Origin of the sequence: Nitrosospira multiformis (assembly GCF_900110185.1) — a bacterium.
Lineage (GTDB): Bacteria > Pseudomonadota > Gammaproteobacteria > Burkholderiales > Nitrosomonadaceae > Nitrosospira > Nitrosospira multiformis_A.
This window is the reverse complement of record NZ_FOCT01000017.1, coordinates 1-26,280: the sequence shown is the minus strand read 5'-3', so window position 1 is coordinate 26,280 and position 26,280 is coordinate 1. Positions and strand designations below refer to the sequence as shown.

Annotated in this window: 27 protein-coding genes and 3 pseudogenes; 14 read left to right on the top strand and 16 right to left on the bottom strand. The window is 49.5% G+C overall.

Annotated elements, in window-relative coordinates; translation table 11 throughout:
• Positions 1 to 393 precede the first annotated feature (393 nt).
• Together BMY01_RS14940 and BMY01_RS14935 are read left to right on the top strand one after the other, a co-directional pair.
• On the top strand, positions 394 to 648 hold the full coding sequence (locus BMY01_RS14940; RefSeq protein ID WP_074748925.1) for a type II toxin-antitoxin system Phd/YefM family antitoxin: 255 nt from the start codon (positions 394 to 396) through the stop codon (positions 646 to 648).
• Complete coding sequence (locus BMY01_RS14935; RefSeq protein WP_074748924.1) at positions 645 to 1,058, top strand: type II toxin-antitoxin system VapC family toxin; 414 nt, start codon at positions 645 to 647, stop codon at positions 1,056 to 1,058. The genes BMY01_RS14940 and BMY01_RS14935 overlap by 4 nt, the downstream gene beginning before the upstream one ends.
• A 372-nt stretch (positions 1,059 to 1,430) precedes the next feature.
• Here the strand turns inward: BMY01_RS14935 and BMY01_RS14930 are convergent, their stop codons facing one another.
• The 9 genes and pseudogenes from BMY01_RS14930 to BMY01_RS14890 form a co-directional block, all read right to left on the bottom strand.
• Positions 1,431 to 2,012 (bottom strand): hypothetical protein, encoded by a 582-nt coding sequence (locus tag BMY01_RS14930; RefSeq protein WP_074748923.1) that lies wholly within the window; start codon positions 2,010 to 2,012, stop codon positions 1,431 to 1,433.
• A gap of 2 nt (positions 2,013 to 2,014) precedes the next feature.
• Positions 2,015 to 2,479, bottom strand: a complete 465-nt coding sequence (gene traD / locus BMY01_RS14925) for a conjugal transfer protein TraD (RefSeq protein WP_074748922.1) — start codon at positions 2,477 to 2,479, stop codon at positions 2,015 to 2,017.
• Positions 2,480 to 2,746: 267 nt separating this feature from the next.
• A complete protein-coding gene (locus BMY01_RS14920) occupies positions 2,747 to 3,247 on the bottom strand; it encodes an SRPBCC family protein (RefSeq protein WP_074748921.1) in 501 nt (166 codons plus the stop codon).
• Between the two features lie 201 nt (positions 3,248 to 3,448).
• Entirely contained in the window at positions 3,449 to 4,687 is a 1,239-nt protein-coding gene (locus tag BMY01_RS14915; RefSeq protein WP_074748920.1) for a GAF domain-containing sensor histidine kinase, read from the bottom strand.
• 468 nt (positions 4,688 to 5,155) lie between these two features.
• A pseudogene (locus BMY01_RS14910) lies at positions 5,156 to 5,363 on the bottom strand (cold-shock protein).
• A 170-nt stretch (positions 5,364 to 5,533) separates the two neighbouring features.
• The gene (gene trhA, locus BMY01_RS14905; protein WP_074748919.1) at positions 5,534 to 6,193 is read right to left on the bottom strand and encodes a PAQR family membrane homeostasis protein TrhA; all 660 of its coding nucleotides are present in this window, start codon (positions 6,191 to 6,193) and stop codon (positions 5,534 to 5,536) included.
• Positions 6,194 to 6,847: 654 nt separating this feature from the next.
• Positions 6,848 to 8,014, bottom strand: a complete 1,167-nt coding sequence (locus tag BMY01_RS14900; protein ID WP_074748918.1) for a saccharopine dehydrogenase family protein — start codon at positions 8,012 to 8,014, stop codon at positions 6,848 to 6,850.
• Between the two features lie 235 nt (positions 8,015 to 8,249).
• A complete protein-coding gene (locus tag BMY01_RS14895) occupies positions 8,250 to 8,726 on the bottom strand; it encodes an Hsp20/alpha crystallin family protein (RefSeq protein ID WP_074748917.1) in 477 nt (158 codons plus the stop codon).
• A 179-nt stretch (positions 8,727 to 8,905) separates the two neighbouring features.
• Positions 8,906 to 9,484, bottom strand: coding sequence for an HdeD family acid-resistance protein (locus BMY01_RS14890; RefSeq protein WP_074748916.1), 579 nt, complete (start codon positions 9,482 to 9,484; stop codon positions 8,906 to 8,908).
• A 507-nt stretch (positions 9,485 to 9,991) separates the two neighbouring features.
• Here BMY01_RS14890 and BMY01_RS14885 point away from each other — a divergent pair.
• The 5 genes from BMY01_RS14885 to BMY01_RS14865 all read left to right on the top strand — a co-directional run bounded on the left by BMY01_RS14885 (position 9,992) and on the right by BMY01_RS14865 (position 13,843).
• The gene (locus BMY01_RS14885; protein ID WP_074748915.1) at positions 9,992 to 10,507 is read left to right on the top strand and encodes a DUF1269 domain-containing protein; all 516 of its coding nucleotides are present in this window, start codon (positions 9,992 to 9,994) and stop codon (positions 10,505 to 10,507) included.
• A 175-nt stretch (positions 10,508 to 10,682) separates the two neighbouring features.
• Positions 10,683 to 11,195 carry an Hsp20/alpha crystallin family protein gene (locus tag BMY01_RS14880; protein ID WP_074748914.1) on the top strand — a complete coding sequence of 171 codons (513 nt, stop codon included), beginning with the start codon at positions 10,683 to 10,685 and terminating at the stop codon, positions 11,193 to 11,195.
• 166 nt (positions 11,196 to 11,361) lie between these two features.
• The gene (locus tag BMY01_RS14875) at positions 11,362 to 11,835 is read left to right on the top strand and encodes a YbhB/YbcL family Raf kinase inhibitor-like protein (protein WP_074748913.1); all 474 of its coding nucleotides are present in this window, start codon (positions 11,362 to 11,364) and stop codon (positions 11,833 to 11,835) included.
• Between the two features lie 408 nt (positions 11,836 to 12,243).
• Complete coding sequence (locus tag BMY01_RS14870) at positions 12,244 to 12,657, top strand: response regulator (RefSeq protein ID WP_074748912.1); 414 nt, start codon at positions 12,244 to 12,246, stop codon at positions 12,655 to 12,657.
• 40 nt (positions 12,658 to 12,697) lie between these two features.
• Positions 12,698 to 13,843 carry a sensor histidine kinase gene (locus tag BMY01_RS14865; protein ID WP_074748911.1) on the top strand — a complete coding sequence of 382 codons (1,146 nt, stop codon included), beginning with the start codon at positions 12,698 to 12,700 and terminating at the stop codon, positions 13,841 to 13,843.
• A gap of 235 nt (positions 13,844 to 14,078) precedes the next feature.
• On the opposite strand, the gene BMY01_RS14855 is transcribed toward BMY01_RS14865, so the two are convergent.
• Complete coding sequence (locus BMY01_RS14855) at positions 14,079 to 14,177, bottom strand: S26 family signal peptidase (protein WP_074748953.1); 99 nt, start codon at positions 14,175 to 14,177, stop codon at positions 14,079 to 14,081.
• 308 nt (positions 14,178 to 14,485) lie between these two features.
• Between BMY01_RS14855 and BMY01_RS14850 the strand changes: the two genes are divergently transcribed.
• Both BMY01_RS14850 and BMY01_RS14845 read left to right on the top strand, forming a co-directional pair.
• Positions 14,486 to 14,725, top strand: coding sequence for a ribbon-helix-helix domain-containing protein (locus BMY01_RS14850; protein WP_074748909.1), 240 nt, complete (start codon positions 14,486 to 14,488; stop codon positions 14,723 to 14,725).
• A complete protein-coding gene (locus BMY01_RS14845; RefSeq protein WP_074748908.1) occupies positions 14,725 to 15,138 on the top strand; it encodes a putative toxin-antitoxin system toxin component, PIN family in 414 nt (137 codons plus the stop codon). The genes BMY01_RS14850 and BMY01_RS14845 overlap by 1 nt, the downstream gene beginning before the upstream one ends.
• Positions 15,139 to 15,719: 581 nt before the next feature.
• Here the strand turns inward: BMY01_RS14845 and traF are convergent.
• The 5 genes and pseudogenes from traF to BMY01_RS14820 all read right to left on the bottom strand — a co-directional run bounded on the left by traF (position 15,720) and on the right by BMY01_RS14820 (position 20,836).
• The gene (gene traF, locus BMY01_RS14840) at positions 15,720 to 16,250 is read right to left on the bottom strand and encodes a conjugative transfer signal peptidase TraF (RefSeq protein WP_254772773.1); all 531 of its coding nucleotides are present in this window, start codon (positions 16,248 to 16,250) and stop codon (positions 15,720 to 15,722) included.
• A 19-nt stretch (positions 16,251 to 16,269) separates the two neighbouring features.
• Positions 16,270 to 16,785, bottom strand: a complete 516-nt coding sequence (locus BMY01_RS14835; protein WP_439331411.1) for a type IV secretory system conjugative DNA transfer family protein — start codon at positions 16,783 to 16,785, stop codon at positions 16,270 to 16,272.
• Between the two features lie 379 nt (positions 16,786 to 17,164).
• The gene (locus tag BMY01_RS14830; RefSeq protein WP_074748907.1) at positions 17,165 to 19,084 is read right to left on the bottom strand and encodes a S9 family peptidase; all 1,920 of its coding nucleotides are present in this window, start codon (positions 19,082 to 19,084) and stop codon (positions 17,165 to 17,167) included.
• 726 nt (positions 19,085 to 19,810) lie between these two features.
• A pseudogene (locus BMY01_RS14825) lies at positions 19,811 to 20,057 on the bottom strand (transposase); the annotation flags it as partial.
• A gap of 47 nt (positions 20,058 to 20,104) precedes the next feature.
• Positions 20,105 to 20,836, bottom strand: a complete 732-nt coding sequence (locus BMY01_RS14820) for a hypothetical protein (protein ID WP_139176941.1) — start codon at positions 20,834 to 20,836, stop codon at positions 20,105 to 20,107.
• Between the two features lie 595 nt (positions 20,837 to 21,431).
• Between BMY01_RS14820 and BMY01_RS14815 the strand changes: the two genes are divergently transcribed.
• From BMY01_RS14815 to BMY01_RS14795, 5 genes and pseudogenes are all read left to right on the top strand, one after another.
• On the top strand, positions 21,432 to 21,947 hold the full coding sequence (locus BMY01_RS14815; RefSeq protein WP_074748905.1) for a hypothetical protein: 516 nt from the start codon (positions 21,432 to 21,434) through the stop codon (positions 21,945 to 21,947).
• Positions 21,948 to 22,410: 463 nt separating this feature from the next.
• Positions 22,411 to 23,388: a cupin-like domain-containing protein gene (locus BMY01_RS14810; RefSeq protein ID WP_074748904.1), complete on the top strand. Its 978-nt coding sequence runs from the start codon at positions 22,411 to 22,413 to the stop codon at positions 23,386 to 23,388.
• A gap of 50 nt (positions 23,389 to 23,438) precedes the next feature.
• Positions 23,439 to 23,879: a cupin domain-containing protein gene (locus BMY01_RS14805; protein ID WP_074748903.1), complete on the top strand. Its 441-nt coding sequence runs from the start codon at positions 23,439 to 23,441 to the stop codon at positions 23,877 to 23,879.
• A 1,015-nt stretch (positions 23,880 to 24,894) separates the two neighbouring features.
• Positions 24,895 to 25,226: pseudogene (locus tag BMY01_RS14800) on the top strand (integrase catalytic domain-containing protein); the annotation flags it as partial.
• 208 nt (positions 25,227 to 25,434) lie between these two features.
• Positions 25,435 to 25,887: an Hsp20/alpha crystallin family protein gene (locus tag BMY01_RS14795; protein WP_074748901.1), complete on the top strand. Its 453-nt coding sequence runs from the start codon at positions 25,435 to 25,437 to the stop codon at positions 25,885 to 25,887.
• Positions 25,888 to 26,010: 123 nt separating this feature from the next.
• Here the strand turns inward: BMY01_RS14795 and BMY01_RS18150 are convergent.
• Positions 26,011 to 26,280, bottom strand: a 270-nt coding sequence (locus BMY01_RS18150) for a DUF3072 domain-containing protein (RefSeq protein ID WP_217638683.1), incomplete at its 5' end; no start/stop codon positions are given.

Here is a 26,280-nt window from a genome sequence, read left to right as displayed (position 1 = left end):
TTCTATACACACCATTGTCATATAGGCGCATATCCACGCCAAGCCGGTTCCAGCTGTCAACCCGGGCGCTTGCGCACAGCCAACAGTTTCCTAGCACACTCGACGATCCGCTCGCGATTGAATTCAGTCAGCCGTCCGGCCCCAATCTCATTCAAGGCCTGGTCGATATCCGCCTTGAGGGCTGCCAACTCCTCCTACCGGAGCTCGCGCCTGGTCTATCATACTTTTGGGCGGCATCCGGGCGGGAATTTACCCATGATAAAATATGTTATCATGGGTAAAAATAGCGAGAGGGGAGAGGCAGTTTTCTTGGAAACACGATAAATCATTTTATTGATCGAACCATTCACCCATGATAAGCTGGATATATAGTCTAGCTTATATGGAGATCAAATGCGCGAAGTTGGCGCCTTCGAGGCAAAGAACAAACTAGGGACGTTGCTCGATTGGGTGGAGAACGGTGAAGAGGTGATTATCACCCGCCATGGCAAAGCTGTGGCGCGGTTAATTCCGAATACTCCTCTTCATGATTCCAGTAAGGCGATGGCAGCTGCCAAGCGCATCCGTAGCCGAGCAGTTGCCCTAAAGCACGGTGGCGCTTTTGACTGGCAGGAATGGAAAGTCTATCGTGATGAAGGCCGTACGTGAGCTTGATACTTGACAGTTCAGTCACCTTGGCATGGCTCTACAGTGACGAGTTGACCCCTGCCGCCCAAAAAGTTTTCGATCAGGTTGTCGTTGCCGGTGCACGAGTGCCATCGCTCTGGCGCTTGGAAGTAGCCAACAGTCTGCAAGGAGGAGTCAGGCGAGGACGCATCAGTAAAGAGTTCCGAGATGCGGCCCTGACAGATTTGGGGCTGTTGGATATCGTGATCGATTCGGATACAGACACCTTTGCTTGGTCAAGCACACTGCGTTTGGCCGAGCGGTGCGGTCTCACCCTCTATGATGCCGCCTATCTCGAACTGGCCCAGCGCCTCGAACTTCCTTTGGCCACACTGGATCAGGAGCTGCGTGCCGCGGGGGACGTGCTCGGCCTTACCCTGCTCGGCCAGTGAGTGGATATATATCCATTCATAGGTAACGATATGCCTGATGCGTGGGTACGAAAGAAAGCGAGTCGCAAAGGTAACAGGTCATGCCGACCTGAAGGGTCAAATTCCGAAATAACCACTGCCGATGACACTACCCAGCTGATCCTGGTACAGCCAAATCTTGTTGGCAGTGGTCATTCCTTTATACCCCCACTAGTGGTTCATCCACAAATGACAAGAGCTGCTAACAGCGACCTTGTCATTTGAAACTCTAGTAGTCGAGTCATGCTCCCTGGTTAATGTCCTGCTCATTGTTACGCCATGTCGCTTCGTCAGCCATCCATTGCATGGCTCTATCATGCTGCAGGACAGTTCCACCCCTCTTCGTCATACTCGTTACTTAGACCTCTTGAGTTCGGCTATTCCAGTTAAGAATTGTGTACCTGGATAATGAGCAGTTTCTTTGCGAAATTTGTCTACAAGGTCCTTCTCCATAACTTGTACGCCATTCGCACCACGAAACCTTGGCTTGAACGCTCGTGGGTATTTCAACCTTATTAGGGTAGTAACAAGGTCGAGCGCTTCAACGGACTCAGTATCTTCATAGAGAATGGAATCGGCAGCTTCAGGATCATAGTAAATGTCTGACATTGGTCTTTTCTTTCCCGTTGATCTCAATCCACGAGGTGATGTATCAGACCATTTTAAGGTGGCAAGGAGTTTCAACTTGTAATCACCCTTACCCCGCTGTCCCCCATATCTTTTTGGAATGATGAACACCCAAATATAATCAGGAGGACGGCCTTCCAGCTTTTGAAGTTGCTCCCGGCTGGAAACGAATAGGCCCAACATATCTTCTTTGACATTGTCCTCAAATTCTTTCCAGTAGTAAAAAACGTCCAATATTGTTTCTCCTTTTTGAGCTCGCACATCAGGCTGTGAAAAAAACTTGCCTCCCACAATTCTCTTGCGCAGCATTCTTATTTTGTTTTCTCACCAAGCAATGCATCTCCCGCACGCTTCCATTCCCGTCTTCTAGGATCCTCTGCCGGCACGTTTGCCAGTCCCAGCAGGGCACCCAGTAGCTCCCCTCGATCGAATACCGGAGCACGGGTCTCGGAATCCACGAGACCTGCCAGAATCAGCAACTCGGCAGCATTGTGCAGCTCCTGGTCACGCTCTCTTGAGGCCGCCTCTCTATTGATCGCTTCCAAAATACGTGCTGCTTCCTCGTCCCTTGCTGCAAGGTGGGCGGCTTCCGCCTTTGCCTTTTGGGCCCGCTCGGCCGCGGCCTCCGCTTTAATTAACGCGGTAAGGATGCGCGAGTCCGCCTCGGTGCGCTTGAGCTTGTCTGCCAATAAGAGGAGCCGCCGTTGTTGTTCACTTGGTGCTTGGAGGCTACGCAGATACGCCAGTCTCACGGTAAGCCATTTGTCGTGCAACATGAACACCTCCTGGTTCATTGATTGACGGCCCGTTCTAGCTGCTTCGAGAGAGGTGAAAGTAAGCTGGAGACCGTAAATCCTCAACTTGGGGTAGTGCGATCGGATATCCAGCTCAGCAAGTTAGCGAGGACATAATAAGTGTCCGATGCCAAGTATCCGATCGATGGATTTAAAGTCAGCGCACAGGTTCGTCTGCTTTGCGACTTGCTGCCGAGTTATCCTCTCGTCCGATGTTTGAGTAGTCGTATAACTCTCTGTACTGCTATGTCAGTTGGCAGTGTCAGCGTCAATCTCGATCAGGTTTTTTATATTACGTACCGTTCGCTCAGCTCCATGCTGAACCGCGATGCGTATTAGTCGTTCGAAGGGTCGCATAAATATCTTCATCTCCAACAACTCGAAGGTAAATATCAGTTTGACTAGACCTTCTCTACCTTCATCCTGTATCTCGTACATACAGTGAAAAGGCTCAGAAATACCTGCAAAAGCCAGGGATCGGTTGGGCTCATAAAGCGTAATTCTGAATTTGGATTCAGAGCGGTGTCCACCATCAATACGCACTTGCCTTGCAGTAACTCCTGGTCCCATTGGCTGATCTCCGATTTGCTTGAGCTCTTTAACTTCGGGAGACCATTTTGGATAATTCTCGAAGAAATCATCGCCCAGGTACCGAAATACCTGCTCAGCAGAACCTTTCATAAGAATACTTGCTTTGGAAGCTACGGGTTGGACTGGTCTCGAATCAAATATGGATAGCAAACTGAACATATGGGTATACTCTTTGAAAGGGTGATTCCTTGAGCGAAAGGTAACCCAGGGACTTGGAAATCAGCCTTTGACCTTGATCCTGTCGCGGGCACACAGTGAAGGTTAATAAAACCTATTCGTTTATTCAAACCATGATAATTTCATAAAACTACTCAAGTTACCGGAACATCCTCCTATAATCTGTTCGTTGCCCCACTATTACTATTTTTGATTCAAGGGCGGCTTGGTTGAGGAGAGATCAACCCAGAATGTACTGCCAGCTGAAACAACACTTTCCACGCCGATTTCTCCTCCCATAAGCTCAACCAGTTTCTTAGTAACGACCAACCCGATGCCAGTGCCTTCCTCAGAGCCAGTCTCCCGGCCAAGGCGATTGAATGGCTGAAACAATTTATCGAGCTGATCTCGGCTCAATCCAAAACCAGTGTCATGAATGCTGATGCGAGTCGCTCCAGAGGTATTTTGAGAATATTCCACTGTTACATCACCCCCCTCCCGGTTATATTTAATCGCATTGGTGAGAAGATTGATTAAAACCTGCTTTAGCTTGGTTTCGTCAGCCAGTACATACATGGGAAGCTCATCTTCATACCGGGGAAAATTCAATCTGATGTTCTTCTTCTGTGCCTGGGATCTAATCATCGTTTGGCACTCTTCTAGTATGGCGAACAACGATAGGGGCGTTTGCGACAGGGATAATTTCCCCGATTCGATCGCTGCAGAATGAAGGAGCTGATTAACCAGACTTAGTAGGTACCATCCCGATTCAAGAATATGTTCAATATTTGCCTTTTGGGATGGTGTTGGAGGTGGAGTATCTATTTCCATAAGTTGAGCAAATCCGAGTATGGTGTTTAGCGGCGTTCGTAATTCGTGACTCATACTGGAAATAACTTCTGATTGCTCCAAGCTGGTTTTTCTCGCTGCATCTTTGTTACGGATTATCTGGGTCAGTATACGGCTCAAGTTTAGGCTTGATTCCAACCGATCCATAATAAGGCATGCCAAATGCTGCAAGCTGTCAAATTCTTTCTCATTCAATACCCGAGGCTTTCGATCGATAATCCATAACGCTCCTAGATTAAAACCTGCGGCGGTAATCAAGGGGGCTCCCGCATAAAACTCCATACCTTTTACCTCGGCCGCAAGCGTTTTTGTAAGCAGGCTCGTATCAACCGCCGTATTAGCAACAATATAGGGGGCATCACGTAGCATGGTGGTTGCCGCACATTCAGGGGCAAACCTAATTTCGACGGTTTCAAGACCACAAGCGGATACAATCCGGATATGATCGCTATCGACAATACCGATTACTGCAACCGGAACGTCAAACAGGCATACTGCCAGGGTGGTAATTCGATCTAGAGTTCGGTCGGGAGCAGGTAGCAATATCTCGTATTGCTTCAAGAGGAGGGTTCGCTCTGTTTCATTCGCTGGCATATATCAACCGGTTAATTTTTGGTATCCGTCACTTTATAACGGAACAGACAGAGCGCGGGAACGATTGGGAGCAATTGCTCAGCCTCTGAAATAAGGCTTTTTCTATCGGCAGAATCTAATCTGATGGTCTAATTTGGAACATAGCACGCCTGCTGCCAAGGAGAGTTTACTGAGAAGCTTCAGAAGATGTTCCACTGCCGTTGAGTCTCGTTTTATTCGGTTCGGTTCGCTTGACTGGAACCTAAACGGAACGTCATATCTATATTTTTAGTGGGATGCGCGGCAGAAGAAAGCGGATGGCATGGTCTATGACGCACCATGCCCAAACTCATTCCAGACGAAGTGCTGCAGTAGGATAACGGTATGGAACTCGGGGGGATAAAGAATCTTCACGCGGCTCCCCCCGCTTGGAACTGTCAGTTCTCAAACCAAACTTCACATGAGAAATTTGGTTTGCTTTTACTGATTTTAGTCGGGCTTGATATTCGATGCCTGTAAACCTTTGGGACCGGTTGTCACATCGAAAGTAACACGCTGGGCCTCTTGCAATGTTTTGAAGCCTTCACCCAATTGAAGAGAAGTGGGCAAACAAATCTTTTCCACCTTGATCGGGGGTAATAAAGCCAAAACCTTTTGAGTCATTGAACCATTTTACAACACCTGTTTCTGTTGCCATGTCATTTCTCCTTAATAAGATTCCACTCACAGTGATCTGTAGGCGGTCAGCCACTGAATATCAAGGGAAAGAGTCAACCAGAGGTATCGTTTACAGCTTGAATCCAAAGACCTACTGCAGGATACGCGCTATTTGAAGAACGTCAAACTTTATTTTGCACAACCGCGCCCTCAGGCAGCGTACCAGAGCACGGCGAAGTAATGGCATGTTGTTCCTGCGATCACAAAGAGGTGCCAAACCAGGTGGCCATACCTCAACCGGGAATCGAGAGCGAAAAAAACTACTCCGAGTGTGTAAGACACGCCCCCCGCAGTCAACCAGAGCAACCCTTGTATGGGCATTTTAGCCACCAATGGATCAGCCGCAATCACAACAAGCCACCCCATGAGCAGATAGAGGATGGTTGATAGAATGGGTAAAGAGGCTTTATAGAATACCTTGAGCATTATACCGGCCACCGCAAGACCCCAAATTCCCACGAGAAGGGCACGTCCCCATACTCCATCAAGGACTCTAAGCGTGAATGGCGTGTATGTGCCCGCGATAAGAACAAAAATGGCAGAATGCTCGACAACTTTAAGCACGCGCTTGGCCTTGCCTATCGGCAACGCGTGGTAGATGGTCGAGGCAAGATAAAGAAATATGACAGTCGCGGAGAAGAGACTCGTGCCTACAAGGAATCTGGTGTCGCCGGAGCGGGCAGCATGAGTGATGAGAAATGGAGTCCCTACGAGTGCAGCGACCAAGGCTATACCATGGCTAATGCTGTTTGCAATTTCTTCCGCTTGCGACTGCTCACGCTTTAGCGGCAATTGATTGAAGTACGGCATGGGACTTGAGCTAATCTTGGCGCCTCTCTAACAATCAACCTGGAACGTTCGACTATCTGCCGGTCGGACCTTGTTCCCATACGGAAAGGCGAAAGGATTAATTAAGTATAAGCTTAATGCGCTCATCGAAGATCTCGTTGAACCCAAATATTCAAGCTTTGTCGCCTTGTTTATAACGCGCTAACTTTCTTTTTATCTATGTTAGGCCCTATTCTTGAGCTTACATATGAAGAAGCTCATGTGGGTTGCACTACAGTTCACCAACATTTCGGCCGAGCGTGCGGTAAAAACAGTTGGCCGAGATATCGCGAACAGTTCAGCGAGATCGCTCAATCAGCCATCAATCTTTTTGGGAACACCCCACGTGGGCGGGGAGGACAGCAATAAATAAATTGTTAAGGAGCGCAACTGCAAGCCGGAAATTTCGACCACAGGCTGTATGAAGTGACTTTAATGAAGAGGCATCGTCCCGGTTTCATCCGGCATAAATCAGCTCACCTGACGGTCCCGATAGCGTTTATCGTCACCAAACTGCATGCTGATCTGTTCGAGTAGCTACAACGGCCTACCTTCGGCCTTGCCCTGAGTATAGGGATTTTCTTGAAAACGGCGACAGGGATAGTAGTGATGGGTATAAGTATCGCTTACATGGAATTATTCAGCCATCTCCTCAACTTCACCGCTATTCTCTTCACGAAGCTTGCGCATTCCACCGTCGCCAGCCGTGCCGGCTCTTTTCAAACGACCGCTTTTTGGGGGCTCGGGTTGGAAAACGCAACCGAATTGATTTGCAAGAAGATCCGGGAGATGGCAGTCCTCCTGCCGAACGAACCCCGATTGCGGAAGTTTTCCGGCGACGAACAGATCGACCATGGCGCAAACACCGGCTGAAGTGCATGTCTGGATCGCGCTGTGGCGCTCGTCCCCGTAGATCTTTACAGAGAAAGTCTTCTGCCGGAGCCGACCCCCTTGGTGGCCGATAGCGCTGACAAACATAATGACCACGTCCTGGTCCGTTTCCGGGATTGAATGCTCAAAGATCCGGTGCAGCGTCTCTCGGTCTTCGCGCAAGCGTAAATCATGCAACAGCAACTGGATGATGTCGCGATGGCCCGGATAGCGCACAGTCTTGTAGTTGAGATTCTCGACCCGGCCCTCCAACGATTCGGAAAGGGTGCCCAGGCCACCAGAGGTATTGAAAGCTTCGTAGTCGATGCCATCGAATGAGAAAATCTCCAAGCCTTCCAGCGGCAGCAGCTCAACTTCCCGGCCTCCCTGTAACGCTTCACAGGGGTTGCAATATTCGTTGATCAGTCCGTGAGTCGACCACGTGAGGTTGTATTTCAGCGCGTTCGTAGGAAAGAGCGGCAAGGCTCCGACGCGCAATTGAACGCTGATCGTCTTGTCGAAACCAACCGCCATGTGATGGCCTATGATGTTTATGGCTCCCGGTGCTACACCGCATTGCGGCACGAAGACGGTCTTGGCGCCGTGGGCCAATTCGGCGATGTGTCTTGTCACGCCAACATCCTCGGTTAAGTCAAAGTAGTGTACGCCGCAGACCTTGGCGGCTTCGGCAATTGAGACGTTGAGAAAGAACGGGCAGGCGCTAATCACAATTTCTCTGCCCGAGAGCGCGCCATGCAGCGCTTTCACATCTTTAACATCGAGCTGCATGAAATCCACGCCCGACAGATGAAGTCGAGCCAGCCGATCTACGTCATGGTCGGCCAGTGTGATGTGGTAATTTCCCGTGCCTACCAATTCTTCGGCAATGACGGTGCCTATATGTCCAGCACCTATGATGATTACACTTTTCATTCTTTTCTATCACAAGCGCAAATTAGTCGTCAGCCCTATTTTCTTTGAAGGATTGGATTCTCAGTTACTCGATGAAAGAGGTCCATCGCAGAGCCCGGCAAAGTAATGGCATGTAGTGCCTGCTATCACAAAGAGATTCATGGTAGATGAAATAAGATGCAGTACAAATGCAAAATCCCAGTGCTGACCGCCCTTTGGGCGAGACGCCGGCCTGCGATGAATACTGCTTTGAATGCTATTTAATCTCGATCCGCTTGGAGGTTGCCCCCTCCTTCTTGGGCAACGTCAGCTCCAGGGTGCCATTCTCATGCTTGGCTTCGGCCCGGGTTTCGTCAACTTCACTCCCCAGAGTGAAGCTCCGGTAGGCCGATCCCTGCTGGCATTCCCGGCAAATCACCCTTTCACCTTCTTTTTCTTCTCTCTCCTGCTTTGTTTCGCAACTGATCGTGACGCGGTTGCCCTCCACCTGCACTTTGACGTCTTCTTTCTTCACGCCGGGGATTTCCGCACGGACCTTATAGGCGTCGTTGGTTTCCGTAAGATCCATCCTGATCTGCGGGGCGCTTTCCATATCCATGGAGAATGGCCGCATCCCGAAATTCGAGAATGGTCTCATGCCGAAATCTCTGAACCATTCATCGATATTGAAGAAAGGGTCATAACGCGTGACGTCACCAGAAAGAGGGGAACGACGAACAATGTTGTTTGACATAGCTTTTCTCCTTTAAATCAAGTGTAAGTGAATGTAAACAGTCCCTGCTTTTACCTCCCTCTACCTCGACCTCAAAGGCATGTAACCGTCCTCTGGGTTTCTATTTTTAGAGATTCGCATCCGACACTTTCCTGCCTGAACCTGCAGAGGGTGTGCCAAAGTCCTGGTCTCGCTTTTAGTCACGTGGTCCCGTGGCGTAGTCCATGAGACCACTCCTCGTGCCTGTCCCCCCATTTTTTTGCTCGCCATGCGAGTGTCAGCAACAGCAGCCCGGAAATGATCGCGTACATGGCGATCAACCAGACCAGGGCAAGTGCACCTGCGCCCGGGAAGAAAAACACAAATACACCAAACGCGATGGAAATAAGGCCATTGAGGATCAGGAGCGCTTCGCCGCGAATAATCTTGCGCAGGCGCACCGCCATGACGACATCAACGATGCCGCCGGCAAATGCTGTCGCGCCAATCACAAGTACCAGGGCCACAGCAGTCAAATTGGGAAGCAAGATCGCTATCGCGCCCGCTCCAATCCCTACCAATCCCCAAAGGAGCATCAGCCACCAATCACTATAAGTTTTCCGGTTTTGAACTGCCGCTACCGCGGATGTCACGCCTCGGATGAGCGCAAAGGCGGCAAACATTACCAACAACCACAGGAGCGTTATGCCGGGCCAGAATGCTGCAAGAATACCGAATACAACCGATACGACTCCACACAACGCCAGGGAGCGCCAGGTTTTTGAAAGCAATTCATTCATAGAGTCACCTCTCTTTTCAATGATGTATTAGTGAAAGGAGAAGGAACCTGAGGCGGGAAAGGACTGCGCTGGTTGTTGCAGATCTCCTGCAATCCTTATGACCCAGGTTCACAGTTGTGCGCATGATGATCGAAATGAAACTGTTTTTTCGTGCGCTTCCCAACATATGACAAATAAATAGGAAGATGGCGCTAGGCGTAGATGCGCGCAGACTAGTAGTGGGTGCGGGCTTGCCTCTCGCCGTATTTGCTTCGAGAATTTTGCTGATATTAGTGATCGACCTTCGCGATCTGAGGGTGTGGGGAATTGCGAGCTGGGAAGTAAACGGATTTGTCATGAGTCAATAGATGCCTACCCACTCGTGAGTGTGTCAACGAACGGACGGCAGAAGCTCGGCCACTATAATTAATAGGCTTCAGACAACGCGCTGGCTTTCCCCGCTGGCTTTCAAAGCGGTCCTGCTGCTTTCCGTACGTAGTGAAGAACGAATTTCAAGGAGGAAAAAAGATGTCCGAACTTGTTGTAGTGGGATTTAAAGATACCGAAGAAGCCGATCGTGTCCTGTTAAGGCTTAGCAAGTTAAAAAAGGAATATTTGATCGATCTCGAGGATGCAGTAGTGGTGGTGCGAGACGAGACAGGCAAGGTTTATCTTAAGCAAAGCATCGATCTCATCTCAACCCGGGCGACTTCCGGTTTCGTTTCCGGAAGTTTACTTGGCACCTTCGTCGGAGCGCTGTTCCTCAATCCACTTTTGGGATTCGTCACGGGTAGCGTACTTGGGGTTGCTTCCGGCGCCCTGGCAGGTTCCCTGAGTGATTACGGCATCAATGACGATTTCATCAAGTCGATTGCTGAAACCATACCCCACAACTCATCGGCGCTTTTCATTCTCGTGCGCAAGGCGCAACCGGAAAAGGTTCTGGCTGAACTTGCAGGCGTGCAAGGCAAGGTAATCCATACTTCACTTTCTCCCGACCAGGAGAAAAGATTGCAGGAAGCCTTAAGCGGCTCAAGCGTCTGAATCCGGAGGGTACCTTAAAAACGAATGTACCACCTCTGGCGGCTTGGAAGATATAGCCAGCCCCGCAAACATAAAGCCAGAGTTCAAGCATGGGGAAGCTGGTGCCTGCGTACCGTGTGTGAGTATTGTCTAGTTTCTCTAATATTGTGATTTTAAATGAGTGAGGAGAATGATCATGATGGATTCTTTAAAGGACGCTGGAAAAAATATCAGCCGGGGACTCAGCAGGACATGGGATCAAATCACCGAGGGCTGGCGCGATCTGGTTCATCACAGCAGCAATGCGCTTACGCACTTCGTGCGTCGCAAGGATGAAGAAAACAAGGAGCAAGGATCAGGGACCGGCCTCCCTGCTTTTCGCAGCTGGAGTCTTCTTGCCGGAGACACGGAAGAAACCGACAAGGAAATCGTGGTACGAATCGAGGCGCCGGGGATGGATAAAAAAGACTGGCAAATCACGGTGGATGGTCGCATGCTTTATTTGAAAGGTGAAAAGCGTTTCGAGAGATCCTCAAGCCATAGCACTTACCACGTGATGGAGAGGGCATACGGGATTTTCGAGCGTGCGATTCCGTTGCCACGTGAGGTGGATGCGGACAATGCGCAAGCGGATTATACGAATGGTGTTTTGACTGTTCGCCTGCCAAAGCGAGGGGGAGAACAAGGACGGCTTATTTCCATATCGTGAAATAAGCTTCGATAAGTGACGCAAGGATCCGTTCCGCGTTCACAACCATTTGGCTCAAGGTGGGGAAAGGATTCGCCTGCTTAATGACTCTAGCTGTTGTGATGCCTTTAACGGCAACTGCCGGAGCGGAAAGAACACAGACGCGTGAGCACGAAGAGAAATCGCCATGTCCATGACGATCATCTCTTCATCTTTTCCGAAAGGGGGGATGATACCCCGCCGACATACCTGCCAAGGGCATGATACCTCGCCAGAACTCTTTTGGGAGGAGGTGCCGGACAGCGCGAAGAGCTTGGTATTGATCGTGGATGACCCGGATGCGCCTGATCCCGCCGCCCCAAAGAGAACCTGGGTGCATTGGGTGTTGTACAATATCCCTGCCACGGCCCTCGGATTGCCCGAGGGTGTTGCAACGGCAGACCTTCCGCCGGGAACACTAGAGGGACTGAATGACTGGGAGCGCACCGGGTACGGGGGGCCATGTCCTCCCATCGGCAGGCACCGCTATTTCCATAAACTCTATGCATTGGATACAATGTTGCCGGATCTCGGGCAGCCCACCAAAGCGAGGCTGGGGGAGGCGATGCAAGGTCACGTGATTGCCTCTGCCGAACTGATCGGGCTGTATCAGAAGCAGTAAGGGTTCCAGTAAAATCCAGACGTTTCTCAAAGCTGATTTAATACCAACTACTTTTTGCGATCCCCGATTCAAAAGTATGGCGGGAACACATCATCCCTGTACAAGACGACCTCCTCATCACTGCTGAACACTCATTCATCGCCAACGATCCTGCGGAACTCGTTGAGCGCGGTATTGACACTCTGGGCACTGACAGTTTTTGCCTCAAAGGAACAGCTTGCCGAAATCCCAGGATGAGGCATTGAATATCCCCTACTATCACAACAGCACCGTGAACTCCTGCTCGAAGATGGCTGGCAGCTCTCCCCTAGCCGCAAGTTACAGTCCTCGCCAAGAAATTGGCCATTTTCACTTTCTTGCTGCTGAAAACCGCAGCAATCTCTTAATCCCCAAATATAGGAACCCCCCATGAAGGTCACCCATAAACCTATTCTCCTGGTTGAAGACGACCAGGTCTTCACTATGGCAGTCACCCGCGCCTTCAGGGAGCTTCAAGTTCCCAATCAGATTGTGTATCGGGAAAACGGCGAGGAAGCATTAAATTTTCTGGGGGACGAGAACGGCGACAGGCCTTGCATCATTCTCCTGGACTTGGACATGCCCATCATGAACGGTATCGAATTCCTGCAAGCAGTTAAAAAGGACGAGAGGCTGAGACCCATTCCCGTAGTGGTGATGACCACATCGGATGACCAACAGGACAAGGTAAACAGCTTCGATTTGGGCGTAGCGGGATATATGCCAAAGCCGCTCGGCTACGGCCAGTTCGTGCAAGTCATGCGCTCCATTGACACCTATTGGACCATTAGCGAGATGCCGTAATCTAATCGCCCAGGGGAATCTACAAATAAGAGCAATCACTATGACTCTGGCAACCGACCAGAATATCAACCCAGAGGGGCTTTCCCCAAATGCCAGAAGGATGCTGGAGCTTCGGGATGAGGTGCTTGCGGAATGGATGAAACGGGTTCGAGAGTCCATCAAGGAAGCTAAACAGCTAGCCAACCCGATCCTGATCAATACCTTCCCTTCCCTGTATGACAACATCGCAGAAGCGATCACGCCTGGTTACCCCAGGACCACAGGAAATGAAAGCAACACTGTAGCTATTGAGCACGGGGGTGAGCGCGCCAGGCTGACGAACTACAACGTCCATTCGGTTATCTCGGAGTATCAGATACTGCGATGGACGATCTTTGATGTTTTGAAGGCGAATGGTGTCCGGCTTAACGATGAGGAAATTTACCGGATCAACGCCTCCATTGACGGCTCGATACGCGAGGCGGTAACTGCCTTCGCCCTTGCGCAACTAGCGCTGCGGGAAAGATTCGTTGCCGCCCTGACGCACGACCTGAGAAATCCATTATCAAATGCAAAACTTGCTGCCCAATTGATTGAACATTCTTCAGATCTGGACAGGATAAAGGAGTTTACAAGGCAAATTGTTGCAAGCCTCGACCGCATGGACGGAATGATCCAGGATTTGCTCGATGCCGCCCGATTCCAGAGTGGAAAACGGTTACAGCTTCGTCTCGAGGAATTCGACATGCAGGAGCTCGCGAAGGAAGTGTGCGAGCAATTCACCTTCGCGCATGGACCGCGTTTTCAACTCATTGCCCGCTCTGCCAGAGTCTGGTGGGATCGGGAGGCCATCAAAAGGGCGATGGAGAATCTTATGGGTAATGCGCTCAAATATGGCGCTCCCGACACTTCTGTAAGGATCAAAATTGATCCGGTACATGAGCGCGTAATGGTGACCGTGCATAACGAAGGAGAGCCCATTCCTCCGGAACAAATGGAAAGCCTGTTCCAGGTATTCCAAAGAGCAGCCGCTGGGAAGGAAGGCTGGGGCATAGGCTTGCCGTACGTGCGCAGTGTTGCGGAAAGCCATGGGGGAAGCGTTGAAGTCGATAGCGCAGCACCTCGCGGGACAACTTTCATGATAGACCTCCCAGGGGACGCAAGGCCCTATCAGGATGCCCCAACCCTCGAGGAAAAACCGGATTGATACTACATTAGCTCATGGTTTATCCTCTGTATGAATCTTGCGCAGATTGAATATTTGATGCTACTCGCCCTTTGGGTCCTGCTGCTTTCTTGCCAAACCTGCAATCGTTTCGACCAGCGCCGAAAGCTGCACGGGTTTGCAAAAATACCTCTGAAAACCTGCATTGATTGCTTTGGCTACCGCTTCTTCCCTGCTCCAGAGTTCTTCATCACATTTTTTAAAATTGCCAGGGAACTCAGAAGGTGAACAAAGGCTTGATCATCCCCCTCACCTGCCCGGCATCCACCGGCCCGAAATAGCGCCCATCGAGGGATGTGACCCTCACGTTCGACATGAGCAGCAATTCTGGCCTGCCAAGCTAATAGTGATTGAACCAATAGCGCGGCATCCTCCTTCCTGTCGTGTCGGTTGCCAGCGGCTTGCTTAAGGGCAATAGATTGCCACTGATTCTCAGGCCCTCACCGTCGAAACAATCTGTCATTACCGCTAGCATGCACCCCCTTCATCATTACGAGCGGTTACAACTAGCGGGACCGGGGATTTTGGCTCCCTGGAGTTGATTGAATGTTTAAATATTGCGTACGAGATAAAGCGGATTTAGACTTAAACACCTAGACGTATAAACACATATTAGGAGTACGCATGAATACTGCTCGCTGGAATCTCGCTGTCTCTGCCGATGTTGATAAATCCCTTCGAATGTTTCTGGCCAGCCAGGGTGGGGGCAAAAAGGGGGATCTGTCGCGCTTCGTTGAAGAGGCAGTACGAGCACACATCCTGGAGTTGTCAGCCGAACAGGCCAAGACTGCCAATGCAAACGTGAGCGAAGCGGATATGGCCTTGATGGTTGATGAAGCCCTGCAATGGGCACGTAAGCCCTGATGCGGGTGGTGCTGGATACAAATATTCTGTTTAGTGCCTTGATCTCACCACATGGAAAGCCGGATGTAATCTATCGCGCGTGGCGATCCGCGCGCTTCGAGATCGTAACGTCCCGATTGCAGCTGGATGAAATTCGCCGGGCCAGCAGATATCCCAAATTTCGGGCTGTTTTACAACCCGCCAAGGTGGGTACGATGGTCAATAATCTGCAGCGCGCCGTGATATTGGAGGAGCTACCCGTTACGATTGAAGCAGATGATCCTGACGATGCCTTTCTACTGGCTATGTCCTGGGCAGGCAATGCGGACTATCTGGTGACCGGTGATCGCCGCGCCGGCCTGCTGCAACGCGGGTATATCGAACGAACCCGGATTGTTACCCCAGCCATGTTTTGCGCCGAGGTGCTGCGGTGATGACTTTCTGACTTCGCTCCTCGTAACCCATTCAGGTTTCCAGGTCTAATCCCCGATGTAATTCAGCTTGGTTTTTTCAATCCGAAAAAAATCAATTCAGCCCTTCCGGCAGAATGACAGCAAATCGTGTCTTTTTCTTTTTACGGAAAGTTAACGTCGTTTTCACAATATTTTTACCTCACGAGGTGCAGCATTAGTTGACACTTTAGTAAGGAAGGATAATGGACGGAAGCATAGAATTCAGAGAACACGGGGCTGATCTATGGAACGAGGAGCTGCAACGGTCTTGTGACATTCTAAATAACTTTCTGGAAACCCTGCCTAAAGAAGATCGAGAAGAGCTTATTGCGTTGCTAGAAACCATTCATCAGACTTAAACGCGCCTATCTATTTGCGCCTGCTCTTCATTACGTTCAACTTTCTCTGCTGAGCTTCTTGGTGACCTTACCGGGAGCCTGACGGACGACTCGCTCTATTGCAGGTAGTTTCAATGCCCGCCCGGGATTCGGGAATGCGCACAGGTCATCCACCGTTTGGGAGCATCGGCCATCCCATTTCATTGCCTAAAATTGCGAAGGAACTCAGAAAGTGACCAAAGGCTTGATCACCTCCCTCACCTGCCCCGCGTCCACCGGTCCGAAATAGCGGCCGTCGAATGACGTCCCGCTCACGTCCGACATGAGCAGCAGTTCGGATTCTTTCAAAGTGTAACTATCTGTCGAATAGCGTGGCATGATCCTGCCCGCCTTATCCTTTGTCAGCGGGGTGCTGACCTGCAACACCTCGCCATTGACACTCATACCCGCATCCGTTGACGTCACGACATCGCCTGCCATTGCAAGCACCCGCTTCATCATGTACCCGTAGTTGCCCGGACAGAAACCCGCGCTTATGTATCCGCGCTCGCGCGCTTCATCGAACAGCGCGTCTGCGGCGGACAGAAAATTACATACTCGCCCTTCCTCACCGGCACATCCGTCAGCCGGTAAATCCCGACAGGAATGCTCCTGGTCGTATTGACCCGCAGACCTGCGGCAAAGCAAACTAGGCACACAATCAGGAAACCGAGTACCGCCCCGATCACTGCGCGCGTAATCCCACGAGAAAGCCATGACACTGCTAAGGTAAAACTCACAGCCGATCGCTCGCCATAGGTGCTGGCACTTCCGCCCTCTTCTGGAAGATGGCATCCTGGAAGTAGAGTGGTTGCCTTCCATAGATCGCCGGGAATCCTGCAACGTAAATGATCATATCGCCCGCCCGCTCGATCACATCCTGACCATCTTTCACTCCCTTGACGGGTCCTGGCATGCGCAGGCACTCATCCACCGTCAGCAAGGAGCGTTGCACATCCTGCAGGGTACGCGAAGTATGCTTGTCCCCCTTCGTCACCTGCTCTTTGACGATCGTGGTCTGTCCCGTGAGCTTGGAGAGGTGTTCAGCCGTCTCCACCCGATTGGGAGGGAAGGCATTCTGGATGTGGCAGTTGGAGGTGATGGACTCGTTCTGTCCGTAGCCGGTCCTGGAGGATTTGAGCTGGTTGATGTCCTGGCAGATGAGGTAGCACTTGATGCCGTAGCGTGCGAGAAAAGCGAGCGATTCCTGCAGGATTTCGAGCTTTCCCAGGCTCGGGAATTCGTCCAGCACGTCCATTCTCCTCTCGAAAAACGAACTTTACTAGATTCCAAATGGCACGTTTTAGGGGGAGCACATCACTTTAGACCGGTACTGATTCCGGGGTAGGGTCACAACGTCAACAGACCCTAGAATGCCCATGGCCCTACTATCGGGGCACATCAAATCTATCCTGATTGGAACAGTTGGAACGCCGATCGATGCATGAGCCAGGCTCAGGAATTGTTTGGATGGGAAAGGAGCTGGTTTGGAGATAATCTGCGCAAAAAGCACTCGAAAATGATAGAGGATGGCGTACGTTGCTCAAGCCGCGTCTAACTCCAGATACGCTCACTAGCTCATGATTTCCATGCTAGGTAAGCTTAGGATCTGCGCTTAGCTATGCCAGCGCCTAAAATTGAAGTCCGGATCGCACTAGCAGTGTCGCGTAAAAGTACAGTTCAGCATCCAGTGATCGTCTGATGTTGGAGGCTTGGCGGAATCCATGTTGCTCGCCATGAAACAAAAAGTAACCTACGGGAAGTCCTTTTGAACGTATTCGACTAACCATCATTTCCGCTTGATTTGGAGGAACTATTTTATCTTCGTCACCTTGAAAAAAAATCACTGGCACTGATAATCGCTCAGTAAAATTGATAGGGGAACGAGCCTTGTATTTCTCTATTTCCTCGGGATATTTGCCAACCAGCCAATCCAAATAATGGGATTCAAACTTATGCGTGTCCCGAACCAAAGCTTCTAAATCCCCAACCCCATAGTAGCTGGCACCTATTTTGAAAAAGTCATTAAATATGAGCGCACACAAGGTAGTGTATCCCCCAGCACTCCCCCCAGTGATCGCGGTACGTGCTTCGTCACCTCGTTTGGTTTTACAAAGGAAGCGCGCTGCATTTGTGCAGTCCTCAAGGTCCACGATCCCCCAGGTCTGATAAAGACGATTGCGGAACTCTCGGCCATAACCCGTACTCCCCCCGTAGTCAACATCAACAACCGCGTATCCTCGACTCGTCCAATATTGAATTCTTAGGTCAAGCGTACTGGATGCTGCAGCAGTAGGTCCACCATGGCTTTTTACAATGAGCGGCGGTAACTCATCTACGCTAGCCGTGAAGTCCGGATTGTATGGCGCGTAATACCATCCATACGCATTTCGGTTGCCAGTTGGAAACTCGATAAGTGTCGGAATCGAAATGTAGGCATGAATAGAGGAATCTTCTATGACCTCCGTTGACCGCCGGAGAATCTCGATGGTAGCTGGTGGTTTTATTCCGATCTTGACGACCGATGAAGGCTTGTCCGGAGCACCCGCCCTGACAACTATGTAATTCGCATTTACACGTACGCTAGCCGCCTCCGTATAAGGGAAACTGATGGGTGTTACATCCCCTGTTTCCTCGTTAATAATCTCAAGATGCGTGCGGCCATTCGCAATATAACTAACCACTACCCTGCTGTCTGAGGCGAATCCATATGTCGCCATACCGAAGGACCATTGCGCTTGACCGAATTCAGCCTTTTTGGGCATAACCGCTTCGATTGAATCGTTCTTAACTCGATATAAGTTCCACCAGCCACTTCGGTCCGAAATGAAATATAACGTCCCATTCAACGACCATTCTGGTTGAAAAATCGACTCATCTATAGAGCCAGCGATCTTCCGCGGCGAAGTAATTTCGCCTGAGTCAGTCACATTTGCCGTCCACAATTCCGAACTCGTCCATGGCATATTGGGATGGTTCCACGTCAGCCACGCAAGCCTCTTTCCATCGGAGCTAAGCCGTGGGTTGGAATAAAAATCGTTGCCTGAAATTAGGATCTGATCGTCACTTAGACCGTCTACGGCGACGGCAACAATAGTGTTGACCACTACCCCATCTGCTTGGCTATGATCTTCGCGTACTGTGATAATTCTGCCGCGACTCTCATCAATAATGCCGTCGGCATACCGACATTGAGGCGCACTCCCAATGGCGAAAGGAGGTCCCCCCGGATTCTGACGGTATAATTTTTGATCCGAATCGTTACTGAAATATACCGTACCATTTTTAACTAAAACAGCACCTCCACCGTACTCATGAACCCGTGTTCGTGTGCTAAATGACTCCGGCACAACCTCGCGCGTAGTCCCATCGGCTAAACGTTTTACTAAAACGAAGCGTCCCGCTTCTTTTGGACGGCTTTCGATCCAATAAACGTCATCATTATCCAAGAGAACATCGACGAGAGTAACCGCCTCGGCGACAATTAAATCGGAGGTAATTGGCGACTTCCAAAACCCATACGGAGACACTGACTTGGTTGCTTGGTTCATTTCAATCCTTGATCTCTTAATTTATGGTTGGAGCCCTATGACATTGGAACATTGTACTCAGTATTACTATAAATAAGATTCAAGTGTTTTTATTGTGATCATAATTTTTTATTTATATATTAAGCACCTTAACCCCTAACTGCAGTACCCCCGGAGTAGCCAAGAAATGGTATCCCTGCTAACTTTTGCTGCTCGAGCTTTAACGAAGACAAGGTGTGAGCGAGCAAGGCCGATCTCTCACTAGATCTAGCTCTAATGAGAGGTCAATAATCCCCCAAAAAGCCTATCACTAAATACGTTTTTGATTTTTGATCGATGCCCTATCACATCACTTTTAAACTGTGTGAGAGCAAATTGATCATGGGCTAACTGCGACGATATGGAATCGAGACCCAATGTCGATGCCTGCGGCAAACTCATGAACAATGGGTAGCCCTACGGGATTGGGCTTCGTTCTATTTCCTGACATGATCCCTCCTAAAGAGTAAGGACGCAGGACGGGGACTCGGATTAAATCAATTTCCTAAACGGGGTCATCGAAGATGCCACCACAGATGGGTCCGCAGCTTCCCCTGGGCCAGGTTTTTTGACGGGGTCGATGCCCCAAGAAGCTGACGGCCACTGTCCTCGCGTTATAGCAGTGTACCCGCCTGATGTTTCTATCCATAAGGGGCGCTGCGAGCCGTGGGAGCCGTGGGAGCCGTGGGAGCCGTGGGAGCCGTGGGAGCCGTTTTTTAGAATGTCGCGCTCCCGCTGACACGCTTCAGTTCCGCTTTCAGACGACGAATTTCTTCTGCCTGACCCCGGAGGTCGCTGTCTTCACTCCCTGGCAGACTGTAGCGTTGAGCCATGCGTACAAACTATGCTGGGAAACACCAATCCTGCTGGCCACCTCCGCCACTGGGTGCCTCCTCTCGGTGATCTGCTTCACCGTCTCAATCTTGAATTCTTCGGGATAACGCTTGCTGCTCATGACTCCTCCTTCATGCCTTAGTTTAAAGCTTCGGAGTGTCTACAGGTTCAGGGGGGATTCAGCTGCTTCTCGCTCTCGTACCTCTGACGCCCCGCCGCGTGTATAGCTTCGGCCTCGCTAAGCTTCGCAGGACATTCATTAACTGTGGCGACGCCGCCCATTCGAAGCAAGGTCATCTCGCTGTCTTGCTTTTTCCAATCAACAAAATCACCTGGAAGGGAGCGGTACCAAAAGCTGAAATGGGACACAACACTCTCTCCATCTTCTCTTTGCTTGTAGGGTCCATAAACGCAAGTTATTCGGTTGTATCGATGATTGCTAATTCCTTCCGTTGTTGCTTGGCGCACGAGCGGTTGTAGTTTGGGGCCAAGCATGGCTACGTCGATGAAGTCAACCGTTTGTTTTGAAAGTGGTGCTTCGTCTCCAGAGAGCTTTTTCGGTTCGTTTTGCTGTTCTTGTGTAGGTGATGGCGGCGGAGTGTAAACATCTGGCCAAACTTGAGCTCGACAAGTCATTGCCTGATAAGAAGCAGTACTAGCAGCTTCCCCCATGTTTTTTTTAGTTATCCATTTAATCAAATCAGCTGAGTCAAATTCAAGAGTACACCTGCAGAATCGACTACAGCTTGACTCAGAACGCTTCGAGTCCTCTTCCCTGCACCCCTTAATGCAGCCACTAAGGCCGAGTAAACCTCCTAAAATCCCTCTCTCTGCCAGAGAGGGGGGTGACGGAAATAATATTAAGAGGCCTAGACCGATGATGAAGAATTTAATTTTCATCAGGAAACGTCCATAAGGAGGATTGTTTATTTATTTTTTTAAAAATAGTACTTTTTAGACGGAAATATGACTCCTTTTGATTCTTATGTTGCAAAATGGAGAGGTTTTGCTACGTTTTCTCAAGAGCAAAAATGTGTGCATGACGTTGCCGTTCATACGGGAAACACTCGTAATCTGTTCCATTAACCAAACTTTCTTCTAATATTACTCAAATCACTATTACTACTTTCAGTAATGATCAACGTCTCGATAACGCCATCTTACCGAACCAAAGCGGTGGCTACCTACACCCCCGATTTACAGCAGTTTAAGGACTTAATCGTTTTTCGAGAGGAGAACGGACATGAAGAAGCGATTTCCGGATGAGCAAATTATTGGATTTCTGAAGTTTAATGGAGTTAGAGCTTAATGGCGGAACAGATAATCTAGAACGTCTCTTGATAAAGGGGGTGTCATATGGAGCAGCCTTGCTGAAGCCATTCCAGGCTTTGAAATGGCTAACAAGGTAAATCAGCCGATGCCAAAAAGCGGCGCAGCTGATTTGCGACGTTAGGGGAGGAAACAAGGATGACAGAGCAAGAATTAGAAGTAGTAAATGGTAGTTTCCGGACTAACTCCCCTAGTTATTCTGATTTTGGGGATATTAATTAATAGGACTCTAGAGAGAAATAAAGTTGCTCTATCTAAGGAGCAAGAATGGCAAAATTGGTGGGCCAAAAAACTCTTAGGAATTTCTCATGATTTCAATGTTGCAGTTTCTGAATGTTTAGCAAACATTTTCGCGCTTGGGCAGATAGCCCATGAAAAGCTCCCAGGCTGGGAAGTTGAGCACGAGCAAAAGGAGATTTCTTTGAGGGATAAGATCCGACTGATTCAGTTTCTAGATTGGGAAATGCAAAATTACTTACAGTTTGCTCCCACGAAAGGTAAAGAGGTTAAGGCCAAGCAGGAAGAGCTAATTAGGTTGGTTGCTAGCTTATTACGAACAAGGCAGTCTAACTTCGAAGAAATTAAATCAGTTCAGTTTGAGTTTAATGAGTTACTAAGGTTGGCTCATGCTGAGATTTTACAGATTTCCCCTAACAAAGCATTGCAGCGGACAAGCCGCTGAAGGCACACGCATTCCTCTAATCCGCATTTCTAATCATGTTGCTCTTGATCGAGGCAGTTATCGTCTCGCCTGCCTGCGCGACCAGGAAAAGGCTACATTGGGGGGAGTCAACCAAAAGGTTGTCGTGGACGATCCATCAAAATTGCCATCGACCACCATCATGCCTCCAGCTACAATGTTATCTGTGACGATGGCTTTTCGAACATCCGAGACCAGAAAATACGGCTCTGTTGCAAAAAATAAGAAGCCAGGTACACCATTGTGTTTTTCAGAACAGATCCTCAAATGTCAGATTTTAAGTGGCGTCATTTTCGTGGGGAGATGATTCTGGGTTGTGTCCGATGGTATTGTAAATAAGCAGCCTATCTTTATGCCAATCTCATATGTCTTCCTGTACACCAAGATCTTAAACGACAGGAGCTTGACATGATGGTCGGTATGTTGAATGGCAATTGGAGCAGCGATGAATGAAATTGAACGATTAGCACTGGAAAAGGTGGCTCCGTGCGATTCTTCTGCACTCGCCGCACTAGCCACAGTTATTGAAGGCGAGATTCCGAGGATGAATTTCAATTCCTCCTGGGAATTTGAGCAGCATCTCAGAGGTTCCAAAACCCCGGTCATACTCACTAATAAAATGATCGAATGGCCCGCAATGAAACTGTGGAATTTGGAGTACTTCAGAGAAACATATGGCAATGTATCACTGCCGGCATCCATTAATCTTCCAGATAAAGGGGCGGTCTATGACCAGGCTAACCAGAATCACCACCAGATGATGAAGCTGGAGGATATTGTCGATCTCATCAAACAACCAAATGCCAAGCCCTGCTATACGCATCAGCGACCAATCAGTTTTTTTCCAAGTGCTGAAAGAGATGTAAACTTTGAGGAGATTGTCCCGCCCCATCCCAGACATAGACCGTCCATAAATCTATGGATAGGATCAAAGGGTACTCGATCTGGTCTTCATTTCGATCGGCGAGATAACTTACTTGGACAAATTCAAGGCCAAAAATGGGTTTTATGTTGCCCCCCCGAAGAGCGTAGCAAGCTAAACCAGTTTCGGCGCAATATCGACAAGAGCAAAATAGATGTCGAGAACATGGACCTCAATAAACAGCCGCAATTGAAGAAAGTGCGGATGTGGCACGCGATATTGCAACCTGGCGAATTATTGTTCATACCACGGATGTGGTGGCACTTCGTCCGCTCGTTGGACCCATCTATTTCCATAAACTTTTGGTTTGGCCCAACGGCCCCCTGGAATGAGCAAATTCCCGCAATACTTTCCGCCGGCCCATTGTCGTTATTGGTCTTAACCCGTGATTTCATCTGGAACGGGATTCTGGGGAGACCACATAAAACCTATCTCCATACAGGACGTCCATCAGGTGCTTATTATTACGACAAGATAATTGGGTGGCGATTAAAGCGTTAGGAAAAGGCTGAACATCTTTTCAGGTTTCCATCAATATCGGATGGGTGCCCATGACAAATACATTGGGAGAGATAATATTTCAATCCATCCCACGGGTCTCCTTCCAAACGCCAGAGGAACTGGGAATACATCTTGCGGGTGCGAGAAGTCCGCTGATTGCCGTTGGCTTACTCAATTCATGGAAGGCACTTGAGGAATGGACGCCCAGCTATTTTGCTGACCGTTACGGCGCCCTCGAGGTGACTGCAACTGTCAATTTGCCGAAAACTGGCTCACCTTACGCCCTGCGTGCTACAGATCACGGGCGAAAAATGAAACTCGCTGAGTTTGTCGAACTCATGGCAAGTACCTCAAAAGCTTGCTACATTCATCAGATGTCGATTACCAAACTTCCGAAACTTATACGAGATGTTCAGTTTGAGGCTATGCTGCCTGCTAATAATGTCAGGGTGGAGTCTATGACCTTCATTAGTGAGTGTCAACTAATATAATTTATAATTCTAAATTGACACAAAATGACAGGAAAAGTGTCAGGCAGATTTGTCAGGATGGGGTGTACCGTAAGTACATACATAAGAGTGCAGGCGCACCAGCCAGATGTGATCGTCTGCGACCTTAACATGCCACAGGTGAATGACTACCAGTTCATTAAAGCCGCGCGCAATTTGCCGGCGGACAAAGGCGGAAACGCCCTACCATTGCGCTCTCTGTCCTAGGCAAGGACGAAGCGCAGACCAAAGCGATCAAGGCAGGTTTCCAGGAATACCTTGGCAAGCCTGTGCGGCTCTTTACACTGATTAGAACGGTCGCAGGCGCGGCAGGACGTCAACATCAGGATAACGACCAGCAAGGAACTGAGTGTGCCCCGCCTTTAATCACTGCCAGTCATCCAATCCACCTTGAAAGCGTTGGGTCTAGTTCATCCACGAAAGATTGTCATTCGACATACGCCATTGCAGGTGCCATGCTCGAAGCAAGAAGCAATCACGGCAAATCTACCTAAGGTATCCGATCAGCGCGGTCCCTCAACTGCGGCGATCCCCGAGGCTACGGCGGTCCTCGGGGCTACGGCGATCTCCGGGACTTCGGCGATCCCTTAGGCCACTGCGGGAAATTCTGCGTGCAACCCACGCAACAAGGGCAGTAAAGACAAGTTTTCGTATCAATTCATCCTCCTATTATTGGTCGGGGATATTGTGCTTTCAGCAGGAAATGGTAGGGGAATAGCCCCTAATACGCGAACGGCTGCTTTTTAAAGCATAGAGTAGAGGAGAACTGAATTCTATCCATAAAAAACGTTCGTTTTTAGGATAGGTAGTGGGAAATGGGCATCGATTCTAGTACCTATCTACATGCTTTTATAATAGATAAAAATCACTCATTCGTATCCGATGTCGGCACCCTGGGCGGAGCGACGAGCATAGCGTCAGCGGTAAACGATTCCGGACAGCTCGTAGGAGCTTCGCAGGCCGGATCTTTCTTTGTCCAAGGCACGCTTTCATCACTAAAGGGGTTGTAGCAGTTGAGCGTGAGCAACTGGCATTGCCAAGCCAGTCAATAGATTTCATCTGTGATGTGCTGGAAAATGGGAGACGCATCAAGGCATTGACCATCGTTGATGACTTCACTAAGGAATCCATTGATCTGGTATCTGAACATGACATTTCAGGACAATATGTTGTGCGTGTACTGGAGCGAGCTTCAAAGTTTCGCGGGTTGCCCCATGGCAATTTTGCACTGATCAGGAACCGGAGTCACGGGCAAGGCGCTGGATCAGTAGGCTTAAGCATGGCGTCCAGCTCAAACTGATTGAGGCAGGTACATCAGCATCAAACTCTATGTGTCCCGGCGAACGGAAGATGCAACCGGTGTGGGAGATCCTTCAAAACGATTCAGAAGGATAGCGTGGCTGAGTTCTCCTTATGCCGTGCGAATCTCTAAAAATAGAAACCGATAGGCAAGCTTCATTGTCTTTAGGTCGAGGTAGAGGGAGGTAAAAGCAGAGACTATTTACATTCACTTACACTTGAATTAAAGGAGCAAGCCATGGCAAACAACATTGTTCGTCGTTCCCCTCTTTCTGGCGACATCATGCGTTATGACCCTTTCTTTAATATTGATGAATGGTTCAGAAATTTCGGGATGCGGCCATTCTCGATGGATATGGAAAGCGCCCCGCAGATCAGGATGGATCTTACGGAAACAGATAACGCCTATAATGTTCGTGCGGAAATCCCTGGGGTAAAAAAAGAAGACGTCAAAGTACAGATGGAGGGCAACCGCGTCACGATCAGTTGCGAGACAAAGCAGGAAAGAGAAGAGAAGGAAGGTGAAAGGGTAATCTTTCGCGAATGTCAGCAGGGATCGGCCTCCCGGAGCTTCACGCTGGGGAGCGAAGTGGACGAAACCAGGGCCGAGGCTAAATATGAGAATGGCACCCTGGAACTAACGTTGCCCAAGAAGGAGGGAAAGACCACCAAACGGATCGAGATTAAATAGCATTACCAGCAGGTATTCGTCCCACGCTGGCCGTCTCACCCTAGGGGCGGTCAGTCCTGTGCATTTGTACTGTACTCTAGATCGACATACTCAAATGGAAGTGTTCGACTTTGGTTGGAATCGTCACTTGGGCCGTGCTCGAAACCCGATAGTCTTGGCGGCTTGATACGAGAGCTGAAGCTCATCGATTTTCTTTGCCGCCTCCGCTTTGGATAGATTTTCATCCATTTCTTCGCCAGCCTCTTCGCTTAACGTACTTAGATAAGATTTTTGCGCACCGGTCATCGGTTCATCACCGGCAGGTTCGTGACGAACTTGTGGGGAAGTTTGGCGGGCTAACCGCTTACACCCGCACACCTGCCAGCGGATTGTGGCAGGAGAAGGATGGCGCCA

Excerpts from the sequence above, each read along its gene's own strand:
- BMY01_RS14920 (WP_074748921.1), bottom strand. The coding sequence starts at position 3,247 with ATGTTCAGTTTGCTATCCATATTTGATTCGAGACCAGTCCAACCCGTA.
- BMY01_RS14885 (WP_074748915.1), top strand. The coding sequence starts at position 9,992 with ATGTCCGAACTTGTTGTAGTGGGATTTAAAGATACCGAAGAAGCCGAT.
- BMY01_RS14850 (WP_074748909.1), top strand. The coding sequence starts at position 14,486 with ATGAATACTGCTCGCTGGAATCTCGCTGTCTCTGCCGATGTTGATAAA.
- BMY01_RS14805 (WP_074748903.1), top strand. The coding sequence starts at position 23,439 with ATGACAAATACATTGGGAGAGATAATATTTCAATCCATCCCACGGGTC.
- BMY01_RS14940 (WP_074748925.1), top strand. The coding sequence starts at position 394 with ATGCGCGAAGTTGGCGCCTTCGAGGCAAAGAACAAACTAGGGACGTTG.
- BMY01_RS14845 (WP_074748908.1), top strand. The coding sequence starts at position 14,725 with ATGCGGGTGGTGCTGGATACAAATATTCTGTTTAGTGCCTTGATCTCA.
- BMY01_RS14810 (WP_074748904.1), top strand. The coding sequence starts at position 22,411 with ATGAATGAAATTGAACGATTAGCACTGGAAAAGGTGGCTCCGTGCGAT.
- trhA (WP_074748919.1), bottom strand. The coding sequence starts at position 6,193 with ATGCCGTACTTCAATCAATTGCCGCTAAAGCGTGAGCAGTCGCAAGCG.
- BMY01_RS14930 (WP_074748923.1), bottom strand. The coding sequence starts at position 2,012 with ATGCTGCGCAAGAGAATTGTGGGAGGCAAGTTTTTTTCACAGCCTGAT.
- BMY01_RS14895 (WP_074748917.1), bottom strand. The coding sequence starts at position 8,726 with ATGTCAAACAACATTGTTCGTCGTTCCCCTCTTTCTGGTGACGTCACG.
- BMY01_RS14830 (WP_074748907.1), bottom strand. The coding sequence starts at position 19,084 with ATGAACCAAGCAACCAAGTCAGTGTCTCCGTATGGGTTTTGGAAGTCG.
- BMY01_RS14875 (WP_074748913.1), top strand. The coding sequence starts at position 11,362 with ATGTCCATGACGATCATCTCTTCATCTTTTCCGAAAGGGGGGATGATA.
- BMY01_RS14870 (WP_074748912.1), top strand. The coding sequence starts at position 12,244 with ATGAAGGTCACCCATAAACCTATTCTCCTGGTTGAAGACGACCAGGTC.
- BMY01_RS14880 (WP_074748914.1), top strand. The coding sequence starts at position 10,683 with ATGATGGATTCTTTAAAGGACGCTGGAAAAAATATCAGCCGGGGACTC.
- BMY01_RS14855 (WP_074748953.1), bottom strand. The coding sequence starts at position 14,177 with ATGTCGAACGTGAGGGTCACATCCCTCGATGGGCGCTATTTCGGGCCG.
- BMY01_RS14795 (WP_074748901.1), top strand. The coding sequence starts at position 25,435 with ATGGCAAACAACATTGTTCGTCGTTCCCCTCTTTCTGGCGACATCATG.
- BMY01_RS14900 (WP_074748918.1), bottom strand. The coding sequence starts at position 8,014 with ATGAAAAGTGTAATCATCATAGGTGCTGGACATATAGGCACCGTCATT.
- BMY01_RS14820 (WP_139176941.1), bottom strand. The coding sequence starts at position 20,836 with ATGAAAATTAAATTCTTCATCATCGGTCTAGGCCTCTTAATATTATTT.
- BMY01_RS14890 (WP_074748916.1), bottom strand. The coding sequence starts at position 9,484 with ATGAATGAATTGCTTTCAAAAACCTGGCGCTCCCTGGCGTTGTGTGGA.
- traF (WP_254772773.1), bottom strand. The coding sequence starts at position 16,250 with ATGGCTTTCTCGTGGGATTACGCGCGCAGTGATCGGGGCGGTACTCGG.
- traD (WP_074748922.1), bottom strand. The coding sequence starts at position 2,479 with ATGTTGCACGACAAATGGCTTACCGTGAGACTGGCGTATCTGCGTAGC.
- BMY01_RS14865 (WP_074748911.1), top strand. The coding sequence starts at position 12,698 with ATGACTCTGGCAACCGACCAGAATATCAACCCAGAGGGGCTTTCCCCA.
- BMY01_RS14815 (WP_074748905.1), top strand. The coding sequence starts at position 21,432 with ATGGTAGTTTCCGGACTAACTCCCCTAGTTATTCTGATTTTGGGGATA.
- BMY01_RS14915 (WP_074748920.1), bottom strand. The coding sequence starts at position 4,687 with ATGCCAGCGAATGAAACAGAGCGAACCCTCCTCTTGAAGCAATACGAG.